Source organism: Bacillus sp. NPDC094077, assembly GCF_050279465.1.
In the GTDB taxonomy this organism is placed as follows: domain Bacteria; phylum Bacillota; class Bacilli; order Bacillales; family Bacillaceae_G; genus Bacillus_A.
This window is the reverse complement of the sequence record NZ_JBNNUF010000001.1, coordinates 741,699-760,799: the sequence shown is the minus strand read 5'-3', so window position 1 is coordinate 760,799 and position 19,101 is coordinate 741,699. Positions and strand designations below refer to the sequence as shown.

Genomic DNA, 19,101 nt, shown 5'->3' with positions numbered 1-19,101 from the left:
GGGAGATTCGTGAAATTACTAGATTTATTATCAAAAGGAATTGTAATAGGTGATGGTGCGGTTGGAACGTTATTGCATTCACATGGTTTGCAAAGTAGTTTTGAAGAATTGAATATATCTGATCCAGACTTAATTATATCGATTCATAAACAATATGTAGCTGCTGGAGCAGATGTGATTCAAACAAATACGTATGGGGCAAATGAAGCGAAATTACGTATGTATGGATTAGAGAATCAAGTTGTTCAAATAAATAAAGCGGCAGTAAAACTTGCAAAAGCATCTGTTACAGAAAAAAATGCAATTTTAGGAACAATTGGTGGTATGAAACATATCGGAGCTGTTACAACGACTGATATGGAGAGAGAATTTATGCTACTTGAACAGGCAGGTGCTTTATTAGAAGAACAGGTGGATGGATTACTATTAGAGACTTTTTATGATGAGTTTGAATTAATCCATGCTGTTAAGGTGTTACGAAAACAAACGAATATTCCAATTGTAGCCCAATTAGCGTTACATGAGGCAGGTACGACTCAAAATGGAAATGATGTAAATGAAATATTAAAGCAGCTTTTAGATTACGGTGCAAATGTTGTTGGACTGAACTGTCAACTCGGGCCACTTCATATGACGGAAGCTTTTAAAATGATATCGATTCCGCAAAATGGCTATTTGTCAGCATACCCGAATGCAGGTCTCCCCAATTATGTGGAGGGACGTTACGTATATGAAGGGAGTCCGGCCTATTTCGAAGCGATGACACCAAAATTTATTGAACAAGGTATTCGGTTATTGGGTGGTTGTTGTGGTACCACTCCAGAACATGTTGAAAGTATGAAGCGTGCTATTGCAAATGTTGCACCTGTAATAGAAAAGGAAACGATTCAAAGACCAAAAGTAGTTCATACACATGAAAAACGTTCGAAAGCTCACGTCACTCTCGCAGAGAAGGCAAAGAAACAAACGACAGTTGTAGTGGAATTAGATCCACCGAAAACGCTAGATACGCAGCGTTTTTTTGAAGGCGCAAGAGCACTGAAAAGAGCGGGGGCGGACGCTATTACACTAGCAGACAATTCATTAGCGTCACCACGTATTTCGAATATGGCTATGGGGGCATTATTAACGAAGCACGATATTCCAGTATTGACGCATTTAACGTGTAGAGACCATAACGTCATTGGACTACAATCTCATTTACTAGGTTTATCCGCGCTAGGTATGGAGGAGGTACTAGCTTTAACGGGTGATCCAGCACGCGTTGGTGATTTTCCGGGTGCCACTTCTGTATATGACTTGTCCTCTATAGAGCTCATTAAAATGATTAAAGAAATGAACGATGGACGTTCCATTTTAGGGAAATCAATTGGACCGGCAACAAGGTTTTCTGTAGGTGGCGCATTTAACCCTCACGTAAGACATTTAAAAGCAGCTGTAAAACGAATGGAACGAAAAATAGATGCTGGAGCGGAATATTTCTTAACACAGCCAATATATGATGTCGCTTTAATTGAAGAAGTATATGAAGCGACAAAACATTTGGAACAGCCTATCTTTATTGGAATTATGCCATTAGTAAGTAAGCGGAATGCAGATTTTCTTCATTTTGAGGTGCCGGGAATTACTCTTCCTGAAGAAATAAGAGAGAGAATGGATGGACACGAAACGAAAGAGGCAGCTATTGAGGAAGGTATTCGTATTTCACAAGAATTAATTGATACGACATTAAAATATTTTAACGGTATATACTTAATCACACCATTTTTAAAATATGAAATTACAGAGCATCTCGTTAAATATGTGAGAGAGAAGCAAGAAGTGAAAGAAGGTATTAATTGATGAAGCGTATAGAAGAAAGATTACAAAATAGCATTTTAATACTAGATGGTGCAATGGGTACAATGATCCAGCAAGAGGACTTAACTGCGGAAGATTTCGGGGGAGAAGAGTACGAAGGTTGTAATGAATATTTAGTAGAAACAAGGCCAGATGTAATTTTAAAGATTCATAAAGCTTATATTGAAGCTGGAGCTGACATTATTGAAACAAATACATTTGGGGCGACGAATATCGTATTAAGTGATTATGAGTTGTCTCATTTAGACGAAGAACTAAATGAAAAGGCATCACTTTTGGCGAAGCAAGCTGTTAAAGAAAGCGGGAAGGAAGTATATGTTGCAGGTGCGATGGGGCCGACAACGAAAGCAATTAGTGTTACAGGAGGAGTTACATTTGAAGAACTAATTGAAGCCTATACAAGGCAGGCGAGAGGATTATTGAAGGGCGAAGTTGATGTATTACTCATTGAGACGAGTCAAGATATGCGTAATGTGAAAGCCGCTTATATTGGAATTCAAGCAGCTTTTGAAGAAATAAATAAAATTGTGCCTATCATGATCTCAGGAACGATTGAGCCAATGGGAACGACTCTGGCAGGACAAACAATTGAGGCTTTTTATTTATCAGTAGAGCATATGAAGCCGTTATCTGTTGGATTAAACTGTGCGACCGGTCCTGAGTTTATGAGGGAACATATTCGTTCTCTATCTGATTTATCAGAGTGTTACATTTCTTGTTATCCAAATGCAGGTCTTCCGGATGAAGATGGACATTATCATGAATCTCCATCTTCTCTCGCCGAAAAAGTGAAGCGCTTTGCTGAAGAAGGATGGGTTAATATTATCGGTGGTTGTTGTGGTACAACGCCAGAACATATAAGAGCGATGAAAGAAGCGCTAGCATCTCTTAAGCCACGTGAACACCATGAACGAGAAGGGCATGGGATTAGTGGGTTAGAGGCATTGCAATACGATGATTCTATGAGACCGTTATTTGTTGGAGAAAGAACAAACGTTATTGGATCGCGTAAATTTAAACGATTAGTAGCAGAAGGGAAATTTGAAGAGGCTGCTGAAGTGGCAAGAGCACAAGTGAAGAAAAATGCCCATATCATTGATATTTGTATGGCGGACCCTGATCGTGATGAAATAGAAGATATGGAAAAATTTTTGGCAGAAGTTACGAAAGTGCTAAAAGTACCGATTATGATTGATTCAACAGATGAAAATGTTATGGCAAAAGCCCTTACTTATATTCAAGGAAAAGCTGTTATCAACTCAATTAATTTAGAAGATGGAGAAGAACGTTTTGAAAAAGTGACACCGCTTCTTCAGAAATACGGTGCCGCTATAGTTGTAGGAACAATTGATGAAGAGGGCATGGCCGTTAGTGCAGAAAGAAAGATAGAAATTGCGAAAAGAAGTTATGAACTACTAACGAAGAAGTATGGTATACGCCCGTCTGATATTATTTTTGATGCGCTCGTGTTTCCTGTAGGGACAGGTGATGAAGAATATATCGGTTCAGCGGCAGCGACGATAGAAGGAATTCGCCTTATTAAAGAAGCATTACCAGAATGTTTAACGATTTTAGGTGTAAGTAACATATCATTTGGCTTACCACCGGCTGGCCGTGAAGTACTAAATTCTGTCTTTTTATACCATGCAACGAAAGCAGGATTAGATTACGCGATTGTTAATACGGAAAAATTAGAGCGCTATGCATCAATTCCAGAGGAAGAAAAACGTCTTGCAGATGCATTACTTTTTGAAACGACGAAAGAGACGTTAGAAGAATTTACAAACTTTTATCGTGTGGCCAAAAAGAAAGATGTTATTGTACAAGAAACGCTTACGCTTGATGAAAGACTAGCCAACTATATTGTAGAAGGTACGAAGCAAGGATTACACGAAGATTTAAGTCTGGCACTTGCAGAAGGAAGAAAACCTCTTGATATTATTAATGGTCCACTTATGACAGGAATGGATGAGGTGGGACGATTATTTAATCATAATGAGCTTATCGTTGCTGAAGTATTACAAAGTGCTGAAAGTATGAAAGCTGCTGTAAGCTATTTAGAGCCACATATGGAATCTAGTGATAGTGCGAAAAAAGGGAAAGTATTATTAGCAACTGTAAAAGGTGACGTACATGATATTGGGAAAAATCTTGTTGAAATTATTTTATCGAATAACGGATATGAGATTATTAATTTAGGAATCAATGTACGTTCGGATCGGATCGTTCAAGAAGTACAAGAAAAGAATCCTGATATTATAGGTCTTTCTGGATTGCTAGTAAAATCAGCACAACAAATGGTAACGACTGCTGAAGATTTAAAAGCGGCAAATATTGATATTCCAATTGTTGTAGGTGGTGCAGCGTTAACGAGAAAGTTTACAGACAATCGTATTTCTCCATCGTATAAAGGGCTCGTATGTTATGCGAGCGATGCGATGACGGGGCTTGATATTATTAATAAGCTTCAAAAAGAGGAAGAGCGTGAGAAGATGAAGCAGGATAAAAAAGAACGTCATCTTCATATCGTAAAAAAAGAGGAGAAGAAAGTAGAAATTCCAGCAGTAATTGAGCCGTTACCAAAATCAGCGGTTATGGTTCCTGGTTCAACAAAACGAATTGTATTACGTGATATTCCTGTTGCACATCTTGCTCCATTTTTAAATAGACAAATGCTACTTGGACATCACCTTGGATTAAAAGGAAATGTGAAGAAGCTTTTGAAAGAGGGAGATAAAAGAGCACACGAATTAAACGATTTAATAGACGAATTATTGGAGGAAGGACAATCTTGGTTAAAACCGAAAGCAGTGTATCAATTTTTTCCAGCGCAAAGCGACGGACAAAACATTGTAATATATGATCCAGAAGATCATACGCGTATGATAGAGCGTTTCACATTCCCAAGACAAGGAAAGGCCCCATATCGTACTTTAGGTGATTATTTACGCCCTATTGGCGATGAGATGGACTATGTGGCTTTCTTATCTGTTACTGTTGGGGAAGGAGTTCGGGATATTGCTGAAGAGTGGAAGGCGAAAGGTGATTATTTGCGTAGTCATGCCATTCAATCGTTAGCGCTTGAATTAGCAGAAGGACTTGCTGAAAAAACACATATGCTCATCCGTGATCGCTGGGGCATTCCAGACTCACCTGAATTGACGATGGAAGAACGCTTCCGCACGAAATATAGAGGAATACGAGTGTCATTTGGTTATCCAGCCTGTCCAGAACTTGCGGATCAAGAAAAGCTATTTCGCTTAATTCGTCCAGAGGAAATAGGTATTTCATTAACGGAAGGATTCATGATGGAGCCAGAAGCATCTGTAACGGCTATGGTATTTTCTCACCCTGAGGCAAGATATTTTAGTGTATTATAGTCTAGAAGGGGGAGACGTATGAAAAAAATAGTCTTTACAGGTGGTGGTTCGGCAGGACATGTAACACCTAATTTAGCCATTATTCCATATTTACAAGAACGGAATTGGGACATCTCTTATATTGGTTCTCATCAAGGGATTGAGAAAACGATTATAGAAAAGGAAGGCATTCCGTATTATAGTATTGCAAGTGGAAAGCTACGCCGTTATTTTGATTTGAAAAATATAAAAGATCCTTTTCTTGTAATGAAGGGTGTTATGGATGCGTATGTAAGGATTCGAAAACTAAAACCGGATGTGATTTTTTCAAAAGGTGGTTTCGTATCTGTACCAGTCGTAATTGGAGGATGGCTAAATAGAGTACCAGTTTTATTACATGAATCTGATATGACGCCAGGACTAGCAAATAAAATTGCGCTCCGTTTCGCTTCGAAAATATTTGTTACATTTGAAGAAGCAGCAAAACATTTACCGAAAGAAAAAGTAATATATACGGGATCTCCTGTACGTGAAGAAGTATTAAAGGGAAATCGTGAAAAAGGTTTAGCGTTTTTAGGTTTCTCACGTAAAAAGTCAGTTATTACAATCATGGGAGGAAGTTTGGGCGCGAAGAAAATTAATGAAACGGTTCGAGAAGCGTTACCAGAACTTCTTAAAAAATATCAAATTGTTCATCTTTGCGGAAAAGGTAATCTTGATGAAAGTTTACAAGATAAAGAAGGATATAGACAATTTGAATATGTACATGGAGAATTGCCGGATATATTAGCTGTAACAGATTTTGTTATTTCACGTGCGGGCTCCAATGCAATTTTTGAGTTTTTAACATTGCAAAAGCCGATGGTTTTAATTCCTTTATCAAAATTTGCAAGTCGTGGAGATCAAATATTAAATGCAGAGTCCTTTGAAAGACAAGGATATGCCTCCGTATTGTATGAAGAAGACGTCACTGTGAACTCTCTTATAAAGCATGTCGAAGAGTTGTATCTTAACAATGAGACGTATAAAACAGCATTAAAAAAATACAATGGAAAAGAAGCGATTAAAACGATTGTTCACCATATTTCAGAGGCATGATGAAACAATCATGCCTCTTTTAGTAGGCTGAAAGATTCCAAGAATTGATATTTTTATGTTACAATAGCAAATGGTTAGTAGGGAAATTCCAATTAATGAAGCGTGAAAATACGAATGGATTAGGAGTGACTGTGTTGGAGCTAAGTCTCTATGAAAATACTGCACTTATTATATGCTTTGTGTTGTACGTTGGTAGTGTTATTGTTTATATTTCAAGGAAATTTTCGCAAGAGAGAGAGCTTGAAAAGTCAGAAATAACAGCTGAATTAGAAATGTTAGCTGATGAAAGTTATAAAAAGAAAAAAATAAAAGAAGACCATGAAACATCCCATCATTTAAACGCAAATAAGTTCTAAAGATGGGGATTTTTTTATTATATCTATAACAAGTAACGCTAAAAAGGAGTTTCCCCATACATAATTAAGGAGTGTATATAAATGAAATTTTATATTGCTTCAAGTTTCCAAAATAAACATCTTGTACGTTCTGTAGCCAATGAACTGAAAAATGCAGGATGGCATCATACATATGATTGGACAAAAAATGAAAGAGCAGTTAATCAAGAACAATTAAGAGAAATTGGTAAGGCAGAAAAGAATGCTATACAAGAAGCCGATGTCTTTTTACTCATATTAGATGGTGGAAATGGAAGTCATACAGAGTTCGGAATGGCCATTGCGCTCGAGAAAAAAGTATATATGTATCATGAAGGAATCCCGCTGCAAACAACATTTTACCATTTGCCAGAAGTAAATATTTTTGAAGGGGATGCAGAGGAGTTTGCATCTCATGTTATCAATAATATGGAATAATAGTAATTGTTTAAAAGGTTATAAAGATAATCTTTTGGGTACAGTGATGATAAGGAAAGTATATAAAGGAGCTATATAATATGAAATTAGAAAATGGATGGGAAACAAGTTTTTTAGAAGTGGTACAAAAGAGTGAATTTAAGAAAGATGCGCTTCTTAGCCAATTGCTTTTTGCAGATAGTGAAGAGGTAGAAGAGCTTGTTGACGATTACGGCTACGAAGAGATTATTGAACGCGAACATGATGATGAGTTAGCAGAAATTTTGGGAGAAGAACTTTTCAGTGAGATGGAACGACATGTATTCTTATCTTCAAAGCCAGAAAAAAAACTTATTTCATTCGTCAATGGATTAGGTTTTCATGTGTTAGATTGGATCGTTCTTCTTGAAACAGAATTTGGCATCGATAGTGCAAACTTTACATCAGATGCGGTGAAAATGTTAGAAAAGCGCTTCAGACAATTTCCATACATAGAAGAGAAGACGATTTTTGATATGACATTTGGAGAAGCGATAGATGTATTAGAATCTGTTACAGGATTACAACTGAAGGAAAAGATGAACGTATAATGAAAAAAGAACGTGAGTTTATCACGTTCTTTTTTACATAATAATAATTTTATCATCTAGTTTTGTCTGCCCAGTAAGAAGTGCGTTTAAATATTCCACTTTTCTTATACAAGCTTGTATATGTCTTTCAACCTCTTGCAACTCTGCTTGGTGATGTGTTTCAATTGGATGAATTTGTACGTTGAATTTTTCAAATTGACTACTATATGTTATTTCTGCATAGCCGCTCATAATATCGGTTTCGTTATGAAATAAAAATTGCTTCGTTTTGTCACAGAATGATACATCCTGAAAGCCATATACTTTTAATGCTTCAATTACTTTTTTAATCATTTTTGTATTCATTTTTTAACCCTCTTTACGAAGTTCTACTTATATAGTATAACATAAAAAATTACATAGAAAGCGCTTCCAAGTGTATTTTATTATAAACTTTACGTTTCAATCATAAAAATGAAACAAAGAAAAAATAATTGTAAAGAAGGAAGGACTCTTTTATTGTTTCGTCATATATATAGAGAAATAGTGCAATGAAAGGAAATTTTCCGAAGTTGAGTTCGTATTTCCAATTTGAGCGCAATAAAAGAGGTGAGAATCTTGAACTTTGATATTATAGGACAAAAAGCATATATAAAAGATGGACCGTATCGGAACCGAATTGGAATTGTAAAGAAAAACGAAAAACAATTAGAATCCCACTTTGCTATTGTAATTGGGGAACAAAGTATTGATGTAGAGCTAAAGGATATCGTGTTAGTTGGGGTAGACGTAGGACAATTTCATAAATGGTGCGAGCAAAATGGTTATTTGTAAAAGGGACGGGCTGTGAGATAATGACATATATTTGAGAAAAGAGAATACGATATGGTATTCTCTTTTTCCTTGTTTAAGGAGGCGGAAATGAAATATAAAGAACAGGGGTTTACATTGAGTTGAAAAAGAAGATTCAATGTATGGAAAATGAAATAGAGCGAATATCACTTGAACTTTTTAAAGAGTATTCAAATTTATACATAGAGACAAACATGGAGACAAACATGGAACTGTCTATGGGACTTGTTAGAGATATAGAGCATCCTTTTGAAGTGGGTTATTATTCATCAGTTGCGATAGCTATACTAGATGAAGAGAAAGAAATGGTTAGGTTTTATAATATTCCAAATTGGAGATGCAGAAATTATTTTTTAGGAGCAAAAATTCAATTTAAGATGTGGGAGAGTAAGACGATAGGGGAACTTGTTGATGAATCTTGTTATGAGATTAAGGAGGAGTTAAAAGAGCAACTAGAAGAATACTTGGAGTGATAATTTTCAAGATAAGATGTATAGAGAGGGAACGGAATAAAAAAGGACGCAAACAATTTTATGTTAGCGTCCTTCTTATTTATGAAGCAATTTCACCAGTTTTTGTATCATCTTGATTGTACGTATCTTGATCTAATTCACCCAGCCATTTACTAGAAATAAGACCAGCTGTCATAGAACCACTTACGTTAAGAGCTGTACGGCCCATATCGATTAATGGTTCAACTGAGATAACAAGAGCGACAATGCCGATTGGTAAGTTCATTGTAGAAAGTACGATTAACGCTGCGAATGTTGCACCGCCACCAACACCGGCAACACCGAATGAGCTAATAGCAACAACAGCGATTAAAGTTAAAATAAATTGTGGTTGTAATGGATCAATTCCTACAGTTGGAGCGACCATCATTGCAAGCATCGCTGGATAAATACCTGCGCAACCGTTTTGACCGATAGATACCCCGAATGAAGCTGCGAAGTTTGCAATCCCTTCAGAAATACCAAGTTTTTCTTTTTGGGCTTCAATATTTAATGGCATTGCACCAGCACTAGAACGAGATGTGAACGCAAATGTTAATACAGGGAACACCTTTTTTACATATTGAATTGGATTTAAACCAGAAAGTGCGATTAGTAATAAGTGAATAATAAACATTACGATAAGTGCAACGTAAGACGCTAACACGAAGTTACCAAGTTTTAAAATCGCGTTAATATCGCTACCAGCAACCGTTTTTGCCATAAGAGCTAATACACCGTATGGAGTAAGGCGTAAAATTAATGTTACCATACGCATTACGATTGCATATACAGCATCAAGCATCTTCTTAAATAGCTCTGCTTGTTCTGGATATTTTCGTTTTACACCTATAAAGGCAATACCGATAAAGGCTGCAAATATTACAACAGAAATTGTTGATGTTGGACGAGCACCTGTTAAATCAAGAAACGGATTTGTAGGCAGTAGTTCTAATAATTTGTCTGGAATTGTTGTCTTTTCAATAGAAGTAAATCTTTCTTCAACTAGCTTCAGACGAGCAGATTCTGCATCACCTTGTTGTAAGCCTGCTGCTGATACATCAAATCCTGCACTTGCAGCGATACCGACAGCTGCAGCAATTCCTGTAGTAAGAATTAAAATTCCGATGATAAGACCACTAATTTTACCAAGATTTTTTGTTAACTGTAATTTTGTAAATGCTGAAATAATAGATACTAAAATAAGTGGCATAACGATCATTTGAAGCAATTTCACATAACCGTTACCAATTAAGCCAAACCAGTTATTTGATTCAATAATTATCTTAGAAGTAGGCTCGTAAATAAATTGTAATATAAGACCAAATATAATTCCGACTCCTAAAGCAGTAAATACACGTTTATTAAAAGATACATGCTTACGTTGCATATAATATAATACGCTAACTAAAATGAGCATGACTGCAACGTTAATGCCGACAAGCAGTGTATTCATGTTGATTCCCCCTAATTCCAATCTGTTATATAGAATATAAGGTAATAAAACCTATAAGTCAACTAGGAAATTGCGGAATTAAAAAAAAGATGGCAAATTGCCATCTTTTAATGTCCAGCTCCAGGGACAAGTAAAAACGTCGTGTAGTATGTAAATCCTATGAAGAAAACAGTTAAGTACGCCCCGAATACGTATATATACATACGCTCTGTTAATTTTAAATAGCCTAAAAGTACGAAGAAACCTGTTTGTCCTAAAAATAGTAGTGCAGTCGAATGCATATCCCCTACGTAAAACATAACCGAGAAAATTCCAGTCCAAAAGCCGAGAACGCGAAACATGCGCTCCATGCCATCTCCCTCCTTTTCTAGAAAAAGTAAACCTCTCCTCATTATAGTGTATTTTTCTTACTATTGTAAATATTCGTTCATATAAAAGAAGCCAATTATAATTGGCTTCTTTTATAAGGGAAATTAAATTGTTAGTTTATAATTACAAGATTTACATCCATCTAGTAGACTATCATTTCGTGTTAATTCCATGTTAGGGAATAGGATTTCAAAAATCCCTTTCATCATATCTCCATGCATATTACAAATTTCAGTTGGGTGATGAACAGCAACTTCTTTAAATGGACAATTGTGTACATCATAGAAAATTTTTGTTCCATCTGCACTTAATTCAAATGCAGGTGATAAACCAGCTGTTGAGAATGCTTCTTTTGCAATTTGAACTTTTTGTTCTACTGTTAAATCATCTTTACTCACATTTAAGCGCTGCATATGCTGTTGCATTAATTCTGTTCCAAATTGTTTTCCTGTTTCATATAGCGCTTTTTCACCAGCAGCTCCAAGGCTAAGGAGAGAATTAAACGCTATTTTTGCTAATAATTGATAATCGCGAAATGGAAATTGCAATTGGATAACATCTTCAGATAATACATATAATCTGCTTGGTCTTCCGCCTTTTCCAGTTTTTTTTGTTTCTGATTTTAGCATATGAACATCTTCTAATTTAGATAAATGTAAACGTGCTACGTTTGGATGAATGTCAAACTCATCTGCAATTTCTTGTACAGTTACGTAACTATGTTTTTGAGAAATATATTTATAAATGTAATAACGAGTTGGATCAGATAATACACCTGTAATTTTTAAAGCTTGTTCCATGAGGATCTCCACCTTTATCACTTTATCCAAGATAATAACATTATAATACAGATAAACATACATATAGGTAATTTCAGACAATAATTCAGAAATTGTTCATAATTTCACAAACATATTTTTCCTTTTCTCTCTAATGAAAATACAAAAGTTCCAATTTTCCTTGCTTGTTTTTTCATGCTATATACATAGTGAGGAGGGAAAAAGTGATGAATGGGATCGAAAATTTTGCAAATACGATTTTGAAAGAAGCATGTAGGGTACAAGCGTCGGACTTACATATTGTGCCCCGGCAGAAGGACGTAGTGGTTCAACTGCGTATAGGAAAAGATTTAATTACGAGACAGTGTATTGAAAAGGAATTTGGAGAAAAGCTTGTTTCGCACTTTAAATTTTTAGCTTCAATGGATATAGGGGAGAAAAGGAAGCCGCAAAACGGTTCGTTATATTTACAAATTGATGGACAAGAAGCTTATTTACGCCTTTCAACACTTCCAACAGTATATCGAGAAAGTCTCGTTATTCGCCTTCATTTACAAGCATCTGTTCAACCATTATCTCATCTTTCGTTATTTCCAAGTACAGCGGAAAAACTACTCTCTTTTTTATACCATTCTCATGGATTACTTGTATTTACTGGGCCAACAGGTTCCGGTAAGACAACAACAATGTATGCATTATTAGAGGTAATTAGAAAAAGGAAAACACGCCGCATTGTTACACTTGAAGATCCAGTTGAAAAAAGAAAGGACGATTTATTACAAATTCAAATAAATGAAAAAGCAGGTATCACCTATGAGACGGGGTTAAAGGCTATTTTACGTCATGATCCAGATATTATTTTAGTCGGTGAAATCCGTGATGAAGAAACAGCAAAAATAGCTGTAAGAGCAAGTTTGACTGGACATTTAGTAATGACAACGCTGCATACTAATGATGCGAAAGGAGCAATCATACGATTTATGGATTATGGCGTAACGAGGCAAGAAATTGAACAGTCTTTACTGGCTGTAGCCGCACAGCGACTTGTTGAATTGAAATGTCCATTTTGCAGAGGGAAGTGCTCAACTTTATGCAAATCAATGAGGCAAGTAAGGCAAGCGAGCATTTATGAGTTGTTATATGGATATGAGTTAAAACAAGCGATTAAAGAAGCGAACGGAGAATGTGTTACTTATAAACATGAAACTTTAGAATCTTCAATACGAAAAGGATACGCTTTAGGATTTTTAGAAGAAGATGTTTATGTTTAAGAAAACATGGAGTTTAAGTGATCAAGTAGTATTGTTGAAACGATTAGGGGACCTATTAGAAAAAGGATACTCCCTCTTACAAGCATTAGAATTTTTGCGTTTTCAATTACCGTTAGAAAAGAAAGTACAATTGCAGCACATGATTGAAGGATTAAAAGATGGAAAAAGTCTACACGATTCTTTTCATCAATTAATGTTTCACCAGGAGATGTTAAGTTATTTATTTTATGCGGAGCGACACGGCGATATTTCTTTTGCGTTACAACGAGGGAGCGCACTTCTATATAAGAAAGATAAGTATAGGAAAGACATGATGAAAATAATGCAGTATCCTGTGTTTTTGGCATTCTTTTTAATGATTATGCTTACTGTTTTCAACCTCATCTTATTACCACAGGTTGAAATGGTGTATAGTTCGTTCGGTTCTACAGCCCCGCTACTTACAGAACAAATTTTAAGTGCAATTAAACGAATACCTTACATTATTTTTACCATTATTCTTATCGTTATTATTGGGTGTAGTTTATATATGTTTTATTTTCGGAAACTCCCACATATTCAACGGGTAAAAATCATACTTCGTATCCCCCTCATAAGAACATTTCTTCTTTTAAAGCATTCGCATTATTTTTCCACTCAATTGAGTGGTTTATTAAACGGCGGACTATCAGTATTTGAGGCCTTAACAATAATGATGGAGCAAAAATACCATCCGTTCTTTCAGTATGAAGCGGGCCGGATTGAACGACAATTAATTGCAGGAGAACCGTTACAATCTATCATTGCTAAAAGTGGTTATTATGAGAAAGAACTTTCTTATATTATTACGCATGGACAAGCAAACGGTAATTTAGCGATTGAGTTGGGTGACTATAGCGATCTTATTATGGAAAAGATGGAACAAAAAATTAAAAATATGTTAGTTATTATTCAACCGATTTTATTTACATGTATTGGAGGAATAGTTGTTCTTATGTATTTAGCGATGATTATGCCGATGTTTCAAATGATGAATTCTGTTTAGGAGGCACTTACATGCAGAATGAGGAAGGATTTACTCTTTTAGAAATGCTATTAGTTATGGTTGTCATAACTGTATTATTATTATTAATTATTCCAAATGTAGTCACACAGCGCTCATCGGTCCAAGGAAAAGGGTGTGCAGCATATGTGAAATCTGTAGAAGCGCAAATACAAGTATACCAATTACAACATAATAAAATCCCGTCATTAAAAGAACTAATAGATGAAAAATATATTGTAGCTGATAAGTGTCCGAATGGTGAAGCAATTTATATTTCAGATAATGGCACAGTATCAGTCGGGACACTGTGAAACAAAAAGGATTTACTCTTTTAGAAATGTTGCTCGTTCTATTTGCAATTTCTGTATTGAGTATGGTTACGTATTTTAACGTTCATTCATTATATGAAAAGCAAAAAGTTGAACAATTTTTGAGACAGTTTTCCAATGATATTTTGTATATGCAGCAATTAGCGATAAACCGTCAAACACATTATACGTTACGATGGTATAAAGAGAAGAATGTATACTACATTGGGGAATCAGGTACGAATCATTCTATTGTGAAGAGAGACTATGATAACGATATACAAATTGATTTGTATACTTTTCCAAATCCGATGACATATAATCCGAGCGGAAATATTAATAGAGGTGGCACGATTTTACTTTCGTATCGAAGTTATAAATATGAGATTGTATTTCAGCTTGGAAGAGGGAGATTTATGTATCGTGAAATGCCAAAAAGGGTCAGTAATGGCTGAAATGCTTGTGGCACTAAGTTTACTAATGATGGTGGTATCGTTACTACTGCCACAAACAGTATTGGTTATGCAAGAAAGAAAAAATATACAAATCCGCTATAAGGCATTCGTATTATTAAAAAAAGAAGCAGCCCTATATATGTATGAGAATGAGGAACAACGAGTGAAAGAAAAAGTCATAAACGGAATTGTGTATTACACATATTGGGGAGGAAATGAAGTTTGTGCTATGTGGAAAGATGTGAAGGAAAGAACGATGAAACAATGCTTTTATGCAGGCGAAAAAACAAATTAGAAGTTGGATTTACATTAATAGAAATGATCGTATGTTTGCTTCTGTTATCACTGTTCTTTTTACTCTTACCAAGATTTCATTTTATAGGAATGGAAAATAGGCAGGCAAAAGGGTTAAATGATTGGGAGTGGGATGTGTTTTTAGGACAAGTACAATTGGAGTTTCGTGAAGTATCATTCGTGGAAAATACAACCCTTGGAAATGGAGAGAATATTTTACGTTTTCGTCTGCGTAATGGGGAGGAAGTGACGTATGAAAAAGTAAATAATCATCTTATAAGAAAAGTGAATATGCGCGGAAGAGAAGTTTTATTGCAAAAGATTGAAATGGTTTCGTACAAACTAACACCTCATTTGCTCTTTATAAATGTGAAAGATACTAGCGGGAAAAGATATGAAGGTGTAACTGTACGATATAGCGAAATGGGAAGGTCCATATGAGAAAACAAGATGGATTTACAATGCCTGGAACAATCATTTTTCTTGTTTTATTAACTTCTTTTTTTGTATACGAAACGAATATGTTGCTTTCTGATAAAAATTTTTATATTGAAACAGAACAAAAATTTTTAATGGAGGAATTGATGAATCGAGTTATTGCAGATATAAAAAAAGACTTACAGAAAACAGAAAGAGATGGTACGTTTTTCTTTCAGTATGAAAAGGGAAAAGCGATTGGGAAGTACGGATTTGAAAATGATATGGTCCTCGTTTCTTTGCAGTGCGAGACAAAACAAAGAATTTCCTATACGGTGAGCTTCCGGTATAGAAAAAAGGATGAGAAAATATACGATTGGATAGAAGGATGATAGATAAAATATGCGGAGTAAAAATATGAATTTTCATTGTGAAGAGCGTCAATTTCTTTTGGGAAATGGATAAATATAACGATTAAAAGTTTAAATTTTCTCAAAAAAGAGAAAGGTAGAAAGAATATGATATATTCATGCTATCCAATCATTATTTTTAGGGAGAATAGGGAAATGACAAATAACAATCAAATAGGTGAAAATAAGGAACAAACTATTTTTGATCATAAAGGAAATGCGATTATGACAGAAGATAGGGAAATACAAATTATCTCAAAATTTGAAGAACCTCTTATTGTCGTATTAGCAAATGTATTAAGTGATGAAGAATGTGAAGAATTAATTGAATTGTCTAAAAATAAAATGAAGCGTTCTAAAATTGGTTCATCACGTGATGTAAATGATATTCGAACAAGTAGCGGTGCATTTTTGGAAGAGAATGAACTTACTTCGAAGATTGAAAAACGCATCTCGTCTATCATGAATGTTCCTGTAGCGCATGGAGAAGGATTGCACATTTTAAATTATGAAGTGGATCAAGAATATAAAGCTCACTATGATTATTTTGCGGAACATAGTAGGTCAGCTGCTAATAATCGTATCAGCACTCTTGTGATGTACTTAAATGATGTAGAAGAAGGCGGGGAAACATTCTTTCCGAAATTAAATCTTTCCGTACACCCTAGAAAGGGAATGGCAGTATATTTTGAGTATTTTTATCAAAACCAATCACTAAATGAACTTACGTTACATGGAGGGGCACCTGTAACGAAAGGTGAGAAATGGATTGCAACGCAGTGGGTGAGAAGAGGTACTTATAAGTAAAAGCGAATACGTAACGTTTTGTTCTTCAGTTTATAAGAAGAACAAAACGTTTTTTTATTAAATAAAGTAACATCTTTCGTTATAATAACAAATAATAAAGAACGATTGAGAGGAACGAACATGAAATCTATATACATAACCGGCTATATGGGAGCTGGGAAAACAACAATTGGAAAAGCGTTAAGTAAAGAACTTCAAATGGATGTTGTAGATACAGATCAAAAAATCGAAGAGAAGCAAGAGAAGGCGATTCGAAATATTTTTGCAGAAGAAGGCGAAATGACTTTTCGGGAATATGAAAGTGAGATGTTACGTTCACTACCAGTTCATAATGTAATCATTACAACTGGTGGAGGGATTATTGAGCGAGTGGAAAATCGAAAGTGGATGAAGGAAAATGGAACTGTCGTGTATTTATATTGCGATCCGCATGTAATTGCAGAAAGGCTTCGTGAAGATACGACACGTCCGCTATTTCAGAAGAAAGATATAGATGCATTTGTAACGAAATTTGAATCGCGCCGAGCTTATTATGAAGAGGCAGATATTCATATCGATACGACAAATAAGTCGGTAGAACAAATTATGAATGAACTAAAGGAAAAGATTAATGTATAAAAAAGTGGACATACTAATCAAGTAGAGGTGATGATAATATGTCTACTAATGATTATGTTCGCTTTGTGACGCAACAGTTTGTGTCGTATATGGATGCTCCAAAAGAAGATCGTAAACAAAAGAAAGAACAACGCCGTGCTGAAAAAGAACCATTTTTGAATAAATGGTTTGGTGTTATGCCGCTGAGCGCTGCTTTGTTTTATCGAAACGTAAAAAATAAAAGAAAAAAATCAAGTTAACTTTTAGTCATATGTCTAGCAAAATAAAGATCCCCTAGTAGCATTACATACTAGGGGATTTTCATTTACTGTACGGATTCTTTTTCCTCAGTAACCGCATGTATTTTATTGTTCACCCATACGAATCCTATTCCAATACAAATTGAAATGCCCCAGCCTACAGCAGTCATAATCGCTCTCATTTCACCGTAGCCATCTACACCGAAAACAGAGATGAAATAGATTTTTAAAAAGCTTTTTAATATAAATTGAAGCCCAAAAAATAGCGTTAAATATTGCAGTGCTGGATATATACGACTATCACGATAAAGCTCACGGCTTTTATCGCGGTCATGGCCTTGCAATGCTGCGATGTCCGCAGCAAAATATAACATGAGTGGTTTTTTTATAAAAATTGAACATATGACGATAATGCCGAGCGCGATATGATAATAAGCATCATTCCATAACATTCGTTCAGCCGATCCAGATAATAAATCTACCGTCGTATTAGCAATGAGTGTAATTAAAATAAAGAACCCTGTCACGTTAAACTGTTTTTCCTTTTTAAACGTATACAGTGTATAAATAATCCCAGGGGCAGATGAGATTAACATTGCGTAATAAGGATCGATATAAGGCTTTGCAAATTTCCAAATAAGGAATGGAAATACGAGATAAAAGACGATATCTAATATAGCTTTTTTATTTTGATTCATATAAGGCCTCCTTAAGTCATACATATATTTTATAATATAATTTCTGAAAATTGTATAAGGTTTAATGAAAAAAGGAAAAGCCTATGATTAGTAGATTAAAAAATTGCCCCTAGCGTAGTAAGTTTTTTTAGTATATAATAAAGGAAACGCTTTCATTTTTTGGGATTGTTCACAAAATGGACGAAAAATAACATATTTACTATCGATATGTTGCTTTATAATGAAACTAATTATATATACATGCATACAATATTGTGAAATAAATAACATAAATAATCTATATAAATGTAAACGTTATCAAAGAGAGAGGTGGAGACAATGAGTAAATTTTTCTTCAATCATAATCCAGCAACATTAGAGGATGGAAGGCTTGTTAAATATGCTGAAATTATTTATGGAGAAGGTGGCCGTTCTGTATTAGAAAATTTAATGGTGAAGGCATCTATCAGATTACGTGATCGTTATCCGAATAAATCTGACGAGCAGATCTCGAACCTCGTAAATCAAGGCATCCATGATATGTTTCAAAAATACGTGAATGAGTAAGAGCAGCTAATGGCTGCTCTTATTTTTTTTTGAATAAGGATTGTATCTCTAGCTGAAAATAAAGTGAAACTGTAATCAGTGGGGGCTATCCCCCACTGATTATTAGCCTTCACCAATCGGGCATTTACGGGCAATTATCTCCCGCCTAACTTCCTCGCACTCGCTGAATTTTGAGGTGGGAGTCTTACTGCCCGCAAATAGCGGGATAAACGTGTATTTTGAAAGACATAAAAAGGAGTGGAAAAGATGAGCAATGGAATTGGACGTTCAAAAGAAAATCTTCCAACTGATGCAAATCATGTGAGTGCAAAGGATCGTGCACATCAGAAACGTATGGCAGAGAAAAAACAGCAAGAGCGTAGTGGCGATAAAGAGTAGGATAGGAAATAA

General features: G+C 35.2%; 24 protein-coding genes and 2 pseudogenes. 20 read left to right on the top strand and 6 right to left on the bottom strand.

The window, feature by feature from the left end:
* Window positions 1–9 precede the first annotated feature (9 nt).
* From ACQKNR_RS03955 to ACQKNR_RS03930, 6 genes are all read left to right on the top strand, one after another.
* Complete coding sequence (locus ACQKNR_RS03955; RefSeq protein ID WP_427315517.1) at window positions 10–1,842, top strand: bifunctional homocysteine S-methyltransferase/methylenetetrahydrofolate reductase; 1,833 nt, start codon at window positions 10–12, stop codon at window positions 1,840–1,842.
* Complete coding sequence (gene metH / locus ACQKNR_RS03950) at window positions 1,842–5,240, top strand: methionine synthase (protein WP_427315515.1); 3,399 nt, start codon at window positions 1,842–1,844, stop codon at window positions 5,238–5,240. Before ACQKNR_RS03955 ends, metH begins: the two co-directional genes overlap by 1 nt.
* Window positions 5,241–5,258: 18 nt before the next feature.
* On the top strand, window positions 5,259–6,317 hold the full coding sequence (murG, locus tag ACQKNR_RS03945) for an undecaprenyldiphospho-muramoylpentapeptide beta-N-acetylglucosaminyltransferase (protein WP_427315513.1): 1,059 nt from the start codon (window positions 5,259–5,261) through the stop codon (window positions 6,315–6,317).
* A gap of 95 nt (window positions 6,318–6,412) precedes the next feature.
* On the top strand, window positions 6,413–6,673 hold the full coding sequence (locus ACQKNR_RS03940) for a DUF3966 domain-containing protein (RefSeq protein WP_427315511.1): 261 nt from the start codon (window positions 6,413–6,415) through the stop codon (window positions 6,671–6,673).
* Between the two features lie 81 nt (window positions 6,674–6,754).
* Entirely contained in the window at window positions 6,755–7,129 is a 375-nt protein-coding gene (locus tag ACQKNR_RS03935; RefSeq protein ID WP_427315509.1) for a nucleoside 2-deoxyribosyltransferase, read from the top strand.
* Window positions 7,130–7,209: 80 nt separating this feature from the next.
* On the top strand, window positions 7,210–7,698 hold the full coding sequence (locus tag ACQKNR_RS03930) for a hypothetical protein (protein WP_427315508.1): 489 nt from the start codon (window positions 7,210–7,212) through the stop codon (window positions 7,696–7,698).
* Between the two features lie 33 nt (window positions 7,699–7,731).
* Here ACQKNR_RS03930 and ACQKNR_RS03925 read toward each other — a convergent pair whose 3' ends face one another.
* Window positions 7,732–8,043 (bottom strand): hypothetical protein, encoded by a 312-nt coding sequence (locus ACQKNR_RS03925; RefSeq protein ID WP_016080285.1) that lies wholly within the window; start codon window positions 8,041–8,043, stop codon window positions 7,732–7,734.
* Between the two features lie 252 nt (window positions 8,044–8,295).
* Here ACQKNR_RS03925 and ACQKNR_RS03920 point away from each other — a divergent pair, with 252 nt between their 5' ends.
* The gene (locus tag ACQKNR_RS03920; protein WP_193410337.1) at window positions 8,296–8,511 is read left to right on the top strand and encodes a DUF3912 family protein; all 216 of its coding nucleotides are present in this window, start codon (window positions 8,296–8,298) and stop codon (window positions 8,509–8,511) included.
* 87 nt (window positions 8,512–8,598) lie between these two features.
* Window positions 8,599–9,002: pseudogene (locus ACQKNR_RS03915) on the top strand (hypothetical protein).
* Between the two features lie 79 nt (window positions 9,003–9,081).
* Here ACQKNR_RS03915 and ACQKNR_RS03910 read toward each other — a convergent pair.
* The 3 genes from ACQKNR_RS03910 to ACQKNR_RS03900 form a co-directional block, all read right to left on the bottom strand.
* Window positions 9,082–10,476 (bottom strand): L-cystine transporter, encoded by a 1,395-nt coding sequence (locus ACQKNR_RS03910; RefSeq protein ID WP_427315506.1) that lies wholly within the window; start codon window positions 10,474–10,476, stop codon window positions 9,082–9,084.
* A 107-nt stretch (window positions 10,477–10,583) separates the two neighbouring features.
* On the bottom strand, window positions 10,584–10,826 hold the full coding sequence (locus tag ACQKNR_RS03905; protein ID WP_427315504.1) for a DUF2626 domain-containing protein: 243 nt from the start codon (window positions 10,824–10,826) through the stop codon (window positions 10,584–10,586).
* Window positions 10,827–10,949: 123 nt separating this feature from the next.
* Window positions 10,950–11,645, bottom strand: a complete 696-nt coding sequence (locus ACQKNR_RS03900; RefSeq protein ID WP_427315503.1) for a helix-turn-helix transcriptional regulator — start codon at window positions 11,643–11,645, stop codon at window positions 10,950–10,952.
* 206 nt (window positions 11,646–11,851) lie between these two features.
* Here ACQKNR_RS03900 and comGA point away from each other — a divergent pair, with 206 nt between their 5' ends.
* From comGA to ACQKNR_RS03850, 10 genes are all read left to right on the top strand, one after another.
* Window positions 11,852–12,895: a competence type IV pilus ATPase ComGA gene (comGA, locus tag ACQKNR_RS03895; RefSeq protein WP_427315501.1), complete on the top strand. Its 1,044-nt coding sequence runs from the start codon at window positions 11,852–11,854 to the stop codon at window positions 12,893–12,895.
* Window positions 12,888–13,919, top strand: a complete 1,032-nt coding sequence (comGB, locus tag ACQKNR_RS03890; RefSeq protein WP_427315499.1) for a competence type IV pilus assembly protein ComGB — start codon at window positions 12,888–12,890, stop codon at window positions 13,917–13,919. The genes comGA and comGB overlap by 8 nt, the downstream gene beginning before the upstream one ends.
* Window positions 13,920–13,930: 11 nt before the next feature.
* Complete coding sequence (gene comGC / locus ACQKNR_RS03885; RefSeq protein WP_427315497.1) at window positions 13,931–14,230, top strand: competence type IV pilus major pilin ComGC; 300 nt, start codon at window positions 13,931–13,933, stop codon at window positions 14,228–14,230.
* Window positions 14,227–14,682: a competence type IV pilus minor pilin ComGD gene (comGD, locus tag ACQKNR_RS03880; RefSeq protein ID WP_427315495.1), complete on the top strand. Its 456-nt coding sequence runs from the start codon at window positions 14,227–14,229 to the stop codon at window positions 14,680–14,682. The genes comGC and comGD overlap by 4 nt, the downstream gene beginning before the upstream one ends.
* Window positions 14,675–14,977 carry a competence type IV pilus minor pilin ComGE gene (comGE, locus tag ACQKNR_RS03875; protein ID WP_427315813.1) on the top strand — a complete coding sequence of 101 codons (303 nt, stop codon included), beginning with the start codon at window positions 14,675–14,677 and terminating at the stop codon, window positions 14,975–14,977. Before comGD ends, comGE begins: the two co-directional genes overlap by 8 nt.
* A complete protein-coding gene (comGF, locus tag ACQKNR_RS03870; RefSeq protein ID WP_427315811.1) occupies window positions 14,947–15,417 on the top strand; it encodes a competence type IV pilus minor pilin ComGF in 471 nt (156 codons plus the stop codon). Before comGE ends, comGF begins: the two co-directional genes overlap by 31 nt.
* A complete protein-coding gene (comGG, locus tag ACQKNR_RS03865) occupies window positions 15,414–15,785 on the top strand; it encodes a competence type IV pilus minor pilin ComGG (RefSeq protein ID WP_427315494.1) in 372 nt (123 codons plus the stop codon). The genes comGF and comGG overlap by 4 nt, the downstream gene beginning before the upstream one ends.
* Before the next feature lie 174 nt (window positions 15,786–15,959).
* Window positions 15,960–16,610 (top strand): 2OG-Fe(II) oxygenase, encoded by a 651-nt coding sequence (locus ACQKNR_RS03860; protein ID WP_427315493.1) that lies wholly within the window; start codon window positions 15,960–15,962, stop codon window positions 16,608–16,610.
* A gap of 120 nt (window positions 16,611–16,730) precedes the next feature.
* Entirely contained in the window at window positions 16,731–17,228 is a 498-nt protein-coding gene (locus ACQKNR_RS03855) for a shikimate kinase (protein WP_427315491.1), read from the top strand.
* 38 nt (window positions 17,229–17,266) lie between these two features.
* On the top strand, window positions 17,267–17,467 hold the full coding sequence (locus tag ACQKNR_RS03850) for a YqzE family protein (RefSeq protein ID WP_071747116.1): 201 nt from the start codon (window positions 17,267–17,269) through the stop codon (window positions 17,465–17,467).
* A gap of 65 nt (window positions 17,468–17,532) precedes the next feature.
* On the opposite strand, the gene ACQKNR_RS03845 is transcribed toward ACQKNR_RS03850, so the two are convergent.
* Together ACQKNR_RS03845 and ACQKNR_RS03840 are read right to left on the bottom strand one after the other, a co-directional pair.
* The gene (locus ACQKNR_RS03845) at window positions 17,533–18,165 is read right to left on the bottom strand and encodes a VC0807 family protein (protein WP_427315489.1); all 633 of its coding nucleotides are present in this window, start codon (window positions 18,163–18,165) and stop codon (window positions 17,533–17,535) included.
* A 127-nt stretch (window positions 18,166–18,292) separates the two neighbouring features.
* Window positions 18,293–18,411, bottom strand: a pseudogene (locus ACQKNR_RS03840) (GTP pyrophosphokinase).
* Window positions 18,412–18,483: 72 nt separating this feature from the next.
* On the opposite strand from ACQKNR_RS03840, the gene ACQKNR_RS03835 reads away from it, so the two are divergent.
* Window positions 18,484–18,711 (top strand): hypothetical protein, encoded by a 228-nt coding sequence (locus tag ACQKNR_RS03835; RefSeq protein ID WP_000032698.1) that lies wholly within the window; start codon window positions 18,484–18,486, stop codon window positions 18,709–18,711.
* Window positions 18,712–18,957: 246 nt separating this feature from the next.
* Window positions 18,958–19,089, top strand: coding sequence for a hypothetical protein (locus tag ACQKNR_RS03830; RefSeq protein WP_427315487.1), 132 nt, complete (start codon window positions 18,958–18,960; stop codon window positions 19,087–19,089).
* Window positions 19,090–19,101: the final 12 nt, after the last annotated feature.